This is a genomic window from Arthrobacter livingstonensis (genome assembly GCF_003219815.1).
GTDB lineage: Bacteria > Actinomycetota > Actinomycetes > Actinomycetales > Micrococcaceae > Specibacter > Specibacter livingstonensis.
On sequence record NZ_QJVD01000015.1, the window covers coordinates 112,848 to 124,394 of the forward strand.

The 11,547-nt window shown below is 65.1% G+C and carries 12 protein-coding genes and 1 tRNA gene; 2 read left to right on the forward strand and 11 right to left on the reverse strand.

Features of this window, described 5'->3' with window-relative positions; genetic code table 11:
* Positions 1 to 7: 7 nt before the first annotated feature.
* The 3 genes from CVV68_RS14405 to CVV68_RS14415 are packed head-to-tail and all read right to left on the reverse strand — an operon-like array spanning position 8 to position 2,795.
* Positions 8 to 1,060 carry an L-idonate 5-dehydrogenase gene (locus CVV68_RS14405; protein ID WP_110501691.1) on the reverse strand — a complete coding sequence of 351 codons (1,053 nt, stop codon included), beginning with the start codon at positions 1,058 to 1,060 and terminating at the stop codon, positions 8 to 10.
* 3 nt (positions 1,061 to 1,063) lie between these two features.
* The gene (locus tag CVV68_RS14410) at positions 1,064 to 1,834 is read right to left on the reverse strand and encodes an SDR family oxidoreductase (protein ID WP_110501692.1); all 771 of its coding nucleotides are present in this window, start codon (positions 1,832 to 1,834) and stop codon (positions 1,064 to 1,066) included.
* A 40-nt stretch (positions 1,835 to 1,874) separates the two neighbouring features.
* Positions 1,875 to 2,795, reverse strand: a complete 921-nt coding sequence (locus CVV68_RS14415; protein ID WP_110501693.1) for an NAD(P)-dependent oxidoreductase — start codon at positions 2,793 to 2,795, stop codon at positions 1,875 to 1,877.
* Positions 2,796 to 2,874: 79 nt separating this feature from the next.
* Here CVV68_RS14415 and CVV68_RS14420 point away from each other — a divergent pair, with 79 nt between their 5' ends.
* Entirely contained in the window at positions 2,875 to 3,939 is a 1,065-nt protein-coding gene (locus CVV68_RS14420; protein WP_110501694.1) for a D-2-hydroxyacid dehydrogenase, read from the forward strand.
* 369 nt (positions 3,940 to 4,308) lie between these two features.
* Here CVV68_RS14420 and CVV68_RS14425 read toward each other — a convergent pair whose 3' ends face one another.
* The 4 genes from CVV68_RS14425 to CVV68_RS14440 form a co-directional block, all read right to left on the reverse strand.
* Positions 4,309 to 5,610, reverse strand: coding sequence for an MFS transporter (locus tag CVV68_RS14425; RefSeq protein ID WP_245933546.1), 1,302 nt, complete (start codon positions 5,608 to 5,610; stop codon positions 4,309 to 4,311).
* Positions 5,611 to 5,797: 187 nt separating this feature from the next.
* Positions 5,798 to 6,598, reverse strand: a complete 801-nt coding sequence (locus CVV68_RS14430) for an IclR family transcriptional regulator (RefSeq protein WP_110501696.1) — start codon at positions 6,596 to 6,598, stop codon at positions 5,798 to 5,800.
* A gap of 420 nt (positions 6,599 to 7,018) precedes the next feature.
* Positions 7,019 to 7,309, reverse strand: coding sequence for a hypothetical protein (locus CVV68_RS14435; protein ID WP_245933547.1), 291 nt, complete (start codon positions 7,307 to 7,309; stop codon positions 7,019 to 7,021).
* 365 nt (positions 7,310 to 7,674) lie between these two features.
* The gene (locus tag CVV68_RS14440) at positions 7,675 to 8,577 is read right to left on the reverse strand and encodes an exonuclease domain-containing protein (protein ID WP_110501697.1); all 903 of its coding nucleotides are present in this window, start codon (positions 8,575 to 8,577) and stop codon (positions 7,675 to 7,677) included.
* 184 nt (positions 8,578 to 8,761) lie between these two features.
* On the opposite strand from CVV68_RS14440, the gene CVV68_RS14445 reads away from it, so the two are divergent.
* Positions 8,762 to 8,962 carry a hypothetical protein gene (locus CVV68_RS14445; RefSeq protein ID WP_110501698.1) on the forward strand — a complete coding sequence of 67 codons (201 nt, stop codon included), beginning with the start codon at positions 8,762 to 8,764 and terminating at the stop codon, positions 8,960 to 8,962.
* 75 nt (positions 8,963 to 9,037) lie between these two features.
* Here CVV68_RS14445 and CVV68_RS14450 read toward each other — a convergent pair.
* The 4 genes from CVV68_RS14450 to CVV68_RS14465 all read right to left on the reverse strand — a co-directional run bounded on the left by CVV68_RS14450 (position 9,038) and on the right by CVV68_RS14465 (position 11,107).
* A tRNA-Val gene (locus CVV68_RS14450) sits at positions 9,038 to 9,113 on the reverse strand.
* A 67-nt stretch (positions 9,114 to 9,180) separates the two neighbouring features.
* The gene (locus CVV68_RS14455) at positions 9,181 to 10,194 is read right to left on the reverse strand and encodes an NAD-dependent protein deacetylase (RefSeq protein ID WP_110501699.1); all 1,014 of its coding nucleotides are present in this window, start codon (positions 10,192 to 10,194) and stop codon (positions 9,181 to 9,183) included.
* Positions 10,195 to 10,211: 17 nt separating this feature from the next.
* On the reverse strand, positions 10,212 to 10,646 hold the full coding sequence (locus CVV68_RS14460) for a peroxiredoxin (protein WP_245933549.1): 435 nt from the start codon (positions 10,644 to 10,646) through the stop codon (positions 10,212 to 10,214).
* A 41-nt stretch (positions 10,647 to 10,687) separates the two neighbouring features.
* Positions 10,688 to 11,107: a DUF3052 domain-containing protein gene (locus CVV68_RS14465; protein WP_110501701.1), complete on the reverse strand. Its 420-nt coding sequence runs from the start codon at positions 11,105 to 11,107 to the stop codon at positions 10,688 to 10,690.
* Between the last annotated feature and the right edge of the window lie 440 nt (positions 11,108 to 11,547).

Consider the following 11,547-nt stretch of genomic DNA (forward strand, 5'->3'; position numbering starts at 1 on the left):
GTACTTTTCAGGCACCGAAGTTGAGGAGCACCTTGCCGGAGATGGCCGAGTTCCTGGCGGTTTCAAAGGCTTCCAACCCCCGGGACAGCGGGAATTCGTGGGTGATGACGGGGTCCACCGCCAGCGAGCCGTCGGCCAGGGCGGCAATGACCTCGTCAATTTCGTCGTTGAAGCGGAAGGAGCCCACCAGTTCCAGCTCCCGCGTGATGGCCAGCGAAATGGCCACCGGCTGCGGGCCTGAGGGCAGCAGCCCCACCATGACCACGCGGCCCCCGCGCACGGCGCCGTTGATGGCCGAGGCCAGGCCAAAGCGGTTGCCGGAGGACTCAATGACAACGTCGGCCTCCACGGCCGCTATTGCCTCGGCGTCGTCGGCCTTAAGTACGGCATCGGCCCCTACCGCCGCCGCGATCTCCAAGGGCTTGTCAAACATGTCGACGGCGGTGATGTGGGCGGCGCCGGCGCGCTTGAGCACGGCCACGGCCAGGGTGCCGATGGGCCCGCAGCCAACGACGAGCACCGACTTCCCGTTCACGCCGCCGGCCCGGGACACGGCGTGCCAGGCCACGCTGGCCGGCTCGACGATGGCGGCCCGGCGCAGCGGGAGCTCCGGGGGGAGCACACGCAGCATCCTCGAGGGCAGGTTCGCGTAGCGCAGGAAGGCGCCGTCGGTGTGGGGGTGGCGGGCGGCGCTCCCAAGGTAGGTGCAGCCCGGGGACAGGTTGGGCCGGTCCGCCGGGTACCGTGCCGCCCCGGGACCGGGCGTGGCCGGGTGGACGGCGACCGGGGTGCCCGCTGCGGGTCCCGTGCCGTCGTCGGCAGCGTGCGCCACGACGCCCACCACCTCGTGGCCAAGCACCATGGGGTCCTTGAGGATGGACTCCCCGGCGGCGCCATGGAGCCAGTAGTGCAGGTCGGAGCCGCAAATGCCGCCGTAGGCGATCTCAACGACCGCCTGGTCTGCGGCCGGTGCGGCGAGGGGCACGTCCTCGATGCGGAGGTCATCCTTGCCGTGGGCCACCACAGCCGGCGCGCTGGGGGGAAGCTCAAATGTGTTCACGGTTTACACCACCACCGTCATGCCGCCATCGATGAAGATGGTCTGGCCGTTGACAAAATTAGAGCCTTCGGAGGACAGCCAGACGGCCGGGCCCACCAGGTCCTGCACGGTCCCCCACCGGTTCGCCGGCGTGCGGCCCAATATCCAGGAATTGAACTTTTCGTCATCCACCAGGTTTTGTGTCATCTCGGTGTGGATATAGCCGGGGGCAATGCCGTTGATTTGCAGCCCGCCCGACGCCCACTCGGCCGTCATGGCCCGGGTCAGGTTCCGCAGGCCGCCCTTGGCTGCCGTGTAGGCGGCAATGGTGGGCCGGGCCAGGTCCGTCTGCACCGAGCAGATGTTGATGATTTTGCCCCGGCCGCGGGCCAGCATGCCGCGGGCCGCTTCCCGCCCCACCAGGAACGCGCTGGTCAGGTCGGTACTAATAACCCGGTCCCAGTCCTTCACGTCCAGGTCCAGCAGCGGCACACGGTGCTGGATGCCGGCGTTGTTGACCAGGATTTCCAGCGGCCCCACATTTGCTTCGATCCAGGCGATGCCGTCCGCGGCGGCGGTGTCGCTGGTGACGTCAAACGCGCAGGAGGTGATGCGTCCCGGCGCGAAGTCCGCCGCCATGGCGTCCTCGGCGCCGGCCAGCCGTTCGACATTGAGGCCGTTGAGCACCACGGTCGCGCCGGCCTCGGCCAGGCCGCGGGCCAGCGAGTTGCCGATGCCGCGGCTGGACCCGGTCACCAGGGCCACCTTGCCGGTCAGGTCAAACATTCCACTCATGCAAAAATCCTTCTCTTCGTTGAATATGGCTGGGAGTGTGTTACCGCCGCGGCAGCAGCCGCGCAATGCTCTCGCGCACCACGGCCAGGTCCTGCTCGCCGAGGCCCTGGTCCTTGAGGGTGCCGTACAGCTGGTGCCCGGCCGTGGCCATGGGCACCGCGGAACCGGCAGCCTCGGCGCCCTCAAGCACAAAGCCGAGATCCTTGTGCATGAATTTTGCCGGCCCCGTGGGCGCGTAGTCCTTGGCGGCAATCCGCGGGCCAACGATCTCCAGCACCCTGCTGCCCGCCAGCCCGCCGCCCAACACCTCAAACAGCGCGGCAACGTCCATCCCCGAGCGCTCGGCGAGCTCGGCAGCCTCGGCAAGTGCCGCCGTCGTGGTCCCCACCAACAGTTGGTTGCACGCCTTGGCGAGCGAGCCCGCGCCAAGGTCCCCGAGGCGGCGGACCGTTGTGCCCATGGACTCCAGGACGGGGCGGACGCGCCGGAAACCGGCCTCCGTGCCGCCGGCCATGACGGCCAGCGTGCCGTTTTCCGCGCCCAGGGTGCCGCCGCTGACTGGAGCGTCCACCACCTCCGCCTTCCCGGCGCTGGCTTCGCGGACCGTGGAGCCAAAGGCCTTCACCGCCCGGGGTGAAACGCTGCTCATCACCACGACGGCGGTCCCCGGCCTGGGCGGTTGGGTGCGCCAGGCCTGGAACAGCGGTTCAGCGGCCTCCTCGATGAAACCGAGGTCCGGCAGCATGAAGATGATGACAGCGTGGTCGCGGAGGCTCTCGATGTCCTTGGCGGCCCGGGCGCCCCGTGCAGTGAGCGCATCCACGGCCGGGGCGGAACGGTTCCATACCGTCAGGGGCCATCCGCTGACCAGGATCCGGGCGGCCATGGGGGCGCCCATGTGGCCGAGACCGACAAATCCGACCGTCCGGTCGTCCGGTACGGTGAAGGTGCCCTGCGTCATGGGAATACCAGTCCTCACTGCTTGGTGGTTGCTGATGTCATTTCGTCACATCTGTTCAGTATCTTAGTCACAATTCAGTATGATGAACACTATGACTCTTAAAGATCTCACTGTTGCGATTGCTGTCCCGCTCGAAGCCGAACACGTGGAGAGCATCAGATCCGCCCATCCCGCCATCACGGTTCTCTACGAACCCGAGCTGCTTCCACCCGAACGCTTCCCGGCGGACCACGCGGGCGATCCCGCCTTTGAGCGCACGCCGGAGCAGGAAGCCCGTTACTGGGACATGCTCCGAAACGCGGAAGTGCTGTACGGCTTCCCGAACGAGAACGCCGCCGGGCTAGCCAAAATTGCCGCCAGCGGCAAGGTCCAGTGGATCCAGGCCATGGCCGCCGGGGCCGGCGGAGCCGTCAAGGCCGCCAAGCTGAGCGAAACTGAACTGCACAGCATTGCCGTCACCAGCTCCGCCGGCGTCCACGGGCTCCCGCTGGCCGAGTTCGCCATGATGGGCGTCCTCAATGGTTTCAAGCGCTCAGCAGAGATGGCCGCCGACCAGGCCGCCAGGCACTGGCCGGAGCTGCGCACGCCCACCCGCCTGGCCAGTGGCTCCAATGTAGTCATCACCGGACTCGGTGAGATTGGCGTGGCGACGGCCCGGCTGGCCCGCGCCTTGGGCATGAACGTCAGTGGCACCAAACGCACGGTGGAGCCGGTCGACGGCGTGGACACCGTCACCGACACCGCAGGCCTCCCCGGGCTGCTGGCGAAGGCCGACGCCGTCATCAACACCCTGCCCGGCACGCCCTATACGGAGAAAATGATCAATGCGGAGATTTTCGCGGCCATGAAGCCCGGAACGGTTCTGGTCAACGTGGGCCGCGGCACCGTCATCGACGAGGATGCACTCCTGGAGGCCCTGGACAACGGCCAGGTTTCCTACGCGTGCCTGGATGTGTTTGCTGTTGAGCCGCTGCCGGAATCCAGCCCGCTGTGGGAGCACCCGCGCGTCATGGTTTCCCCGCACACCTCGGCGCTGAGCGTTGCCGAGAACCGCCTGATCGCCGAACGGTTCATCGAAAACCTCTCGCGCTTCCAGACCGGTGAGCCGCTGCTGCACGTGGTGGACCCGGTGCACTTTTACTAAGCCACCACCGCTGCTGCACGTGGTGGACCCGGTGCACTTCCGCCAAAAGGGGAGCTTCCACACGGAGGCTCCCCTTCTGCGGTCCTGTCCTGCGCACCACACGCCCCGGGCCCGGCGCAGGACACTGTTGTACGCCGGGTCCGTCCCCAGTCCTGCGCCCGGCAGAACGCGCCGTCACCCCGGGGTAGCATTCGCGCCCGGTCCTGCGCCTGCCCAAACTCCACCGCCGGCAGGAGCCGTCGGCGTCGTGAAAGGCACGGGGCGAAGTCGCGCCCGGACAACGCAAGGTGCCACCGGCGTCGTGCCTGGAAAGCAGCGTTAAACGCCAGACGACGCCAGCCGGAGCGGGCGCCGTCAACGGATCGGGGGCTAGGAAGCGTCCTCGGTGAGGAGAAGGTCGCGGCCCACGGTTTCCGGGGTGACGAAGGTGGTGGCGAAGGAGATGGCCGCCAGCACCAGCGAGTAGCCGGCCAGCACCATCCAGGACTGGTGGGTGACGGCGAGTAGCAGGCCGCCCACGAATGGGGCAATGCCGCCGGCAAACACGGCCGAAATCTCCCGGCTCATGGCCACGCCGGTGAAGCGGTGGGTGGAACCAAAAAGCTCCGGCAGCAGGGCACACTGCGGGCCAAGCATGGACTGCACACCGAGCGCAATGCCGATGCTCATAACAATCCAGACCAGGGTGACATTGCCCAGGGAGATCAGGTAGAACGCCGGGAAAGCGAACAGCAGCTGGAAGAGCGCACCGTAGCGGTAGACCTTGACGCGGCCAATGCGATCCGAGAGGGCGCCGAAAGTGACCACCATGATGGCCGAGAATCCTGCGGCGATCAGCAGCCCGACGGGGCCGATGAACTTGTCACCCTCAAACACGCCGCCCTTAGCCGCCATGAAGCCAACCAAAAGCGTCGAGTAGATGGTGGAGTTCCCGTTCTCGCCCATCCGAAGGCCCATGCCGATCAGCACGTTCTTCTTGGAGGAGCGCCACAGCACGCCCACGGGGTTCTTGGTGACATTCTTGTGCTTCTCCAGCTCCTGAAAGACCGGGGTTTCCTTCAGCTTCAGGCGGATGTAGATGGCAATGGCGATGAGGATGATGCTGGCCAGGAACGGAACACGCCACAACCAGCCGGTGAGTACTTCCGGATGGGCCAGGCCCATCAGGGCGAAGGTGCCCGCGCCCAGCAGCGTGCCCACCTGGATGCCCACGAACGGCAGTGCGGCGAAGAAGCCGCGGCGTTTGCGCGGGGCCACTTCGGAGATCAAGGTGGTGGCACCCGCCTGTTCGGCTCCGGCGCCCAGACCCTGGATGATGCGCAGGATCACCAGCAGCACGGCGCCGAGCATGCCGGCCTGCGCATGGGTGGGGAGCAGCCCGATGCAGAACGACGCCGTCCCCATCAGTCCGATGGTCAGCAGCAGGACCTGCTTGCGGCCGAAGCGGTCCCCGATGTAGCCGAAGATCAACCCGCCGAACGGGCGGGCGGCGAAGCCGACCCCATAGGTGGCAAAGGAGGCAATCAGGGCCCCGGACGGTCCGAGCGGGGAAAAGAAGAGCGGCCCGAAGATCAGCGCGGTGGCCAGGCCATAAATGTAAAAGTCGTAATACTCAAGCGCCGAGCCAACCGAGCTGGCGAGCGTGGCCCGGCGGAGCTGCTGCGGATCCACGGGCACATAGTCCCGTCCACCTCCGGGATGTTGGAATGAAAAGGCTGTGTAGTCACTGGTTCTCCCTTGAAACTTCCCGGACCACCGTTGGGCCGGAAACGCGACACTGACCGCGAGGTCGATCACTATGTTGAACAGCGTACATCATAGTGAACGGTGCGCCAAGGGAAATTTGTCTATTGCGTCACTACCCCATTGGATTGCCGAGCACGCGCGTCAATTCAACAAGCTCGCCAACCATGGCATCACGCTGGGCGTCGGAGAACGTTGCCTTCAATGCCGTGACGGAAACGCCCAGGCTCGGCCCGTGGGCCCCGCGGGTGGGCACAGCCATGCCAAGGCACACCACGCCCAGCGTGGATTCCTCGTCTTCGAAGGCGTAGCCCTGTGAACGGGTCCGGGCGATTTCATCCTTGAGTGCCCGGCCCGTCTTTAGGGACTTGGGCGTCATGACGGGAAGCGGCAAGTCATCCGGATAAAGCTGCTCAATGTCATGGTCATGCAGCCGGGAGACCAGCGCCTTGCCGACCGCACACACGGAGACCGGCATCTTGTCTCCGATATTGGACGTGAGCCGTACGGCCGGGTGGCCCTCGTAGCGGGCAAGATAGATGACATTTTCCCCGTCAAGCATCGCAATGCGCACCGTCTCCCCCTTGAGCAGCGGCGCCTGCTCACAGAAGCGGTAAAACTCCCTGACCTCGTCACGCCGGCTCAAATACGCGGCGCCAAGCTCCACAAGCTTCACGCCCAGGGCATAGTCCGCGCCGAGTCGGGTGATCAGCTCCGCGTCCTCCAGCGCCTGCAGGAGGTTGGATGTCGAGGACTTGGGAATGCCCAGCTCGCGGGCGAGGTCGCTGAGCGTCAGCCGGCCGGAGTCCGATGCCGCCAGCGCATCGAGCACGGCCGCCGCCCTGGTGACCGCCGGCGCGGGCGTTGAGTTGCCGCGGGCGTCGTTGCCCCGCTTCGTGGCCTGGATTTCCGTCATGCGATTCCTAAACACTGGAGGGGCCGGGCCTTCCATTCGGCTGCGGCCCCGGTGCGTCACAGCAAAGTTGCAAGTTCACTGCAATGAACACTTCCCATCATACTGTCCACCGCAAGAGGTAGAACGTCCGGTCTTGTGATTGTCTGCCGATCACTGTATATTCGTTTGCAGACCTTCCACTGTGGCGTCCCCCAATAGCCACAGTGGAAGGTCCCTCAATTTAAGCAGCGGGTGTCATTTTTGTGCGGCCCACGCTCACTGCGCATGTTTGGCCTGGCGGGGCCGATTCGTGGAACCGGGTGTGGCAATTTGCTTCCGCCGCCCGCAACCGTTATATTTTTGTTACTGGCTCCTCTCCACAGCGTCCCCCAATAGCTGTGGCGAGGAGCCTTTCACTTTAAGCCACGCGTTCACGTTCAGTCACGCTGCGAGCCTCAGGCACCAACCCCCTCCCGTGGGATCACGTTCCAGATCCATGGTGGCGAGGTCACTGCGGGGATTGCGCCCCAGCCGGGCCTGCACCCGCCAGACCTCCACGTCGATGCGGCCCTGTCCCCGCGGCATCCGCTTTTGCTGCTCCCACCAGTTGGTCCGTTCAAACCAGCGCATTGGCCCTTCGGCCACCAGCCACTCACGCCCGGCCCGTTCCACCGCCACGGGTTCCCCTGACGGCGCGGTGCGAACCAGGACATGCTCCAACATTGACTTCATTCCCCGTACGTTACGGGCAGGCTCTGACAACCACGGCGTTACCCCGGCGGCGGGGCCGGGTTAGGCATTTGGCAATCGGGTGGACAAACCATTGCCACGGCCTGCTCCGGCGCTGTAGTGTCGAATCTGTTGGTTTCTTGGGCTGGGGCAAGACCTGAGCGAGTCCCGTGAGGGGCGTCTCGGAGAATAAGGGCCAACACACCTTGAGACCCCGGCGCTGCGGAGACGCAGCGCCGGGGTGCTTTACGTGCCGGGGATCTTGGGCGATGCCCTGCAGGACGACGCCCCGAGGGCTATGTGGGGCCATCCCACGGAACTTATGCACGACGCCGGTCCCGGGCTTGCCCGGTTTGTGGAGCCTTGCGCTACCTAAAGGCCAGCAGGCGCAGAAACTGTTGCTCACCCATGACGTGGATGTCCTGGCCGGCCGCGGCCAGTTCACGCGCCCGCTGCACCTTGCCGCTGGGCTCCCGGGAAACACCCAACCCGGCGCACACCACCATGGTGACTTTCCTGGTCGTGTTGTTCACGATGGTTGCCCCCTTCGCCGCTGCCGCGTCCTGGGCATCCGCCCGCGTCATGGCCGCCAGGTCGCCACTGAAAACCACTGTCTGGCCAAACAACGGACCGTAGGGGTTGGCGCCCGCGTTTGGCGCAGGCAGCTCAGCCACCCGGCGGGTGGGTCCGGCGTAACTGCCCGGCGCTTCGGAGCGCCGGCGGGCCGAGGGGACCGGCCACAGCGCGTCCAAGGATGTAGCGCCGCTGCGCCGCGCCAGCTCGATGGCGATGAGGGCGCTGGCAGTCGCGTCAGCCCCGGCGTCGTGGTGGCTGAAGGCCGGCAGCACCAGCGCACCCGCCACGTCGGAAAGCCTGTAGTGCGGCAGCTGCAGGTGCCTCCGGGCCAGGGAAAGGGTGCAGCGGAAGTCGAAGTCCGGCGTCTCGATGCCGCAGGCCTCGTTGGCCTTGCTGATCACCGACTTTTCAAAGCTCACATTGTGGCCGACCAGGGCGTCGGCGCCAATGAATTCCAGCATGGGGCCATAGCTGCCCCGCCAGTCGGCCAGCCCGCGAACCTGCGCGGCCGTTATGCCGTGCACACCGACGTTGACCGGAGAAAACTCACCGTACCCCGGCAGTGGCTTCATCAGCCACGCGGCCGAATCCACCACCCTGCCCGCACGGACCTTGGTAAGCCCCACGGCACAGGCTGATGCGCGGTAACTGTTGGCCGTCTCAAAGTCGATGGCCGTAAAGGAAATCCCGTTCATGTGTCCCCCTCCATTGAAAATTCCCAGCAACTTCAAAGGATACAAGCCGGCCCATTCATTTCAGGACCCCGGCGCGGCACAACAGCACGCAACGGACTGTTGTCAGGGTTTATGCGCCATTCACAAGGTGTGCTCGCAGGTTGGCCGCATAGTCTTTTTAGACCGAGGAAGAAGGAGAAGGACCATGGCGATCACCTTGCCTTTGCAGGCCGGCACCGGCGACAAGCTCGGGGACTTGGAGTTGCTCGGACAAGAGCTCCGGCGCCTGACGGCCACCGGGGAAGAACAGCCTTCGGCTGTCGTGTCCGCTGCGCACATCATCGGTTGCGAGATCCTGAACATTCTCAAGGGCAGGGCCCGCCCCGGGCACATCGACCTCGGGTAGGCGGTTCACGGGACGGCAAAAACAAAAAACCCGCTTGTCTCCGGCCTCTGCGGCCGGAAACAGCGGGATTCTTTGTGGTGGGTCCTACCGGGATCGAACCGATGACATCCACGGTGTAAACGTGGCGCTCTACCAGCTGAGCTAAAGACCCATTTCAGTGTTCAAATTCAGTGTCCAAGCGAACAGGCTTGGCGCCTGTCGGCGTGACCAACGAGAAACTACTGTACCCGATGGTTTGTCTGTTGCGCCAATCCGCCGGCCAGCCGCTCCAGCAGGTAGCCCAGGGACTCGCTGGCACCGGCCTCCAACTTCACCCGGGCCAGCCCGTCCCCGCGGGTGGCACCCCGGTTGATGATGACCACCGGCTTGCCATCCTTGACTGCCTTCCGCACAAACCTCAGCCCGCTCATCACCGTCAGCGAGGAGCCGGCCACCAGCAGCAATGCCGCGGAATCCAAAATTTCAAAGGCCTGTTCCACCCTGTCCTTGGGCACATTTTCGCCAAAAAAGACAAAGTCCGGTTTCAGCATCCCGCCGCACAAAGGACAACAGGCCACCCGGAAGGAATCGATCAACTGTTCGTGCTCCAAGTCGGCGTCTGCGTCAGGCCCCGCCTCCGCTCCCCCTACAGCTGCCACCGCCTCCACGAACCCCGGGTTAAGTTCGTTCAGGACCACGGCAATAAAGGCACGCGTGTACACCTCACCGCAGCGCAGGCACACCACGTTGTCAAAGCGCCCGTGCAGATCCACCACATTGCGGGCACCCGCGTCCTCGTGCAACCTGTCGACGTTTTGGGTGATGACGCCGGTGAGGTAACCGGCCGCCTCCATGGCCGCCACAGCAACGTGGCCGGCGTTGGGCGACGCCTGGCGCATCCTGGCCCAGCCAATGTGGTTGCGGGCCCAGTAGCGCCGGCGCAGGGGTTCCGAACCCACAAATTCCTGATAGGTGACGGGCTGGCGGGGAACGGCATTCGGGCCCCGGTAGTCGGGAATGCCCGAATCAGTGCTCACGCCAGCACCTGTCAACAAGGCAAGCCTGCCGGCGGAAAGGAGCGGCACGATGCCGTCAAGTACGGCACGGGCCCCGCCGTCCAGCAGCCCGGACGGACCCGGCTGGCTGCTCCCGGACGCCACGGACGGTGGCGCCAGCCGTGGCCCAGCTTGATTTTGCACGAACCCCGTCAGCCCGATTCCCGGCCGGACGGAATCAGGGCGCCCCACGTCCATGTCTACTGTGCCGCCATCTACAGGGCCGCCAGCGCCTGACGGTACCGCTCCAGCGGACGGGCCTGGCCGGAGGGTGTGCTGAAGGCGTCCCGGACCATGCCCGAGGAATCGATCACAAACGTCGCGCGCCCGGCCATGCCACGTTCGGACTCAAAGACGCCATAGCTACTTGCCACCCCGCCGTGCGGCCAAAAATCGGCCAGCAGCTCGAATTCGAACCCCTCCGCCGAGGAATAGGCGCGCAGCGTGTACTTGCTATCCACCGACACGGCCAGCAACCGAGTCCCCGAAGAGGCGAACTGCGCAAAATTGTCGCGCAGCTCGCACAGTTCACCGGTGCAGATCCCGGAAAAGGCAAAGGGGTAAAACACCACGGCAACGGGCGCCCCCCGCAGTGCGGAGAGTGTCACCGGTTCGCCAAACTGGTTCGACAGGGAAAAGTCGGGCGCCATGTCCCCGACACGAACGCCCCGGTGCGTGCCGGCGTCGGACATTACTGACGCTTGCGCGGAGCCAGACGCGTTGCTGCCCAGTCCGTGGAAACACCGGCGGTGGTGGTTACGTGCAGGCCGGCGGTGGGGGCAGCTTCCTGGATTTCAGCCGGCGGAACGTAACCGTCCCGGCCGGACTTGGGCGAAAGGATCCACACAATCCCGCCTTCGTCCAAGGTGGTCAGTGAATCGACCAGCGCGTCCACCAGGTCCCCGTCGTCCTTGCGCCACCAAAAAATTACGGCGTCAACCACGTCATGGTCATCCTCGTCGAACATCTGGGAACCAATAAGTTCCTCAATACTGTCGCGAAGCATAAAATCAACGTCGTCGTCGTATCCGAGTTCCTGGACAAGATCCCCATCCTTGAACCCCAAATTACCTGCCACCTTGGCAACAGTGCCGGCGTCGGCCTCGCTCACGTGATTCCTCCTGCGTTCAACGCTTCCGCGCTGGATAAAAGTTAGACAACCACCAGTCTAGGGGGTGCGCCCATCCCGCCTCCACTCCGTACCGCAGATCAACGCTTTTACACTGATTCATACGCTCCCGGCCACCGGCACAACGTGATTTGCGTTACCCCCAGCGGCAGTTCCCGGCTCCGGCGCCCGCCCGTTGCCGGGACGTCCTCTTCAGGGTCCGACGCCGGACCGGCACCGTGAGCTCGCACCGGACGGTCCCAGCTACGCACAAGAGGTGGGCGCGGTCTAGAGTGTTTCTAAACGTCCTGGGCCACAGCCTTGGGCGCCCACACTGCTTTTAAGAGAGGTCGGACGTGGCTGCAGGAGACGAAAGTTCCCATATTTTGAGCGGGTTGACTAACCAGTTGCCTGATCGTGATCCGGAGGAGACGGCTGAGTGG

What these genes read in the sequence shown, in the direction of transcription:
- CVV68_RS14410 (WP_110501692.1), bottom strand. Translation starts at nt 1,834, where the DNA reads ATGAGTGGAATGTTTGACCTGACCGGCAAGGTGGCCCTGGTGACCGGG.
- CVV68_RS14415 (WP_110501693.1), bottom strand. Translation starts at nt 2,795, where the DNA reads ATGACGCAGGGCACCTTCACCGTACCGGACGACCGGACGGTCGGATTT.
- CVV68_RS14420 (WP_110501694.1), top strand. Translation starts at nt 2,875, where the DNA reads ATGATGAACACTATGACTCTTAAAGATCTCACTGTTGCGATTGCTGTC.
- CVV68_RS14430 (WP_110501696.1), bottom strand. Translation starts at nt 6,598, where the DNA reads ATGACGGAAATCCAGGCCACGAAGCGGGGCAACGACGCCCGCGGCAAC.
- CVV68_RS14435 (WP_245933547.1), bottom strand. Translation starts at nt 7,309, where the DNA reads ATGAAGTCAATGTTGGAGCATGTCCTGGTTCGCACCGCGCCGTCAGGG.
- CVV68_RS14440 (WP_110501697.1), bottom strand. Translation starts at nt 8,577, where the DNA reads ATGAACGGGATTTCCTTTACGGCCATCGACTTTGAGACGGCCAACAGT.
- CVV68_RS14445 (WP_110501698.1), top strand. Translation starts at nt 8,762, where the DNA reads ATGGCGATCACCTTGCCTTTGCAGGCCGGCACCGGCGACAAGCTCGGG.
- CVV68_RS14455 (WP_110501699.1), bottom strand. Translation starts at nt 10,194, where the DNA reads ATGGACGTGGGGCGCCCTGATTCCGTCCGGCCGGGAATCGGGCTGACG.
- CVV68_RS14460 (WP_245933549.1), bottom strand. Translation starts at nt 10,646, where the DNA reads ATGGCGCCCGACTTTTCCCTGTCGAACCAGTTTGGCGAACCGGTGACA.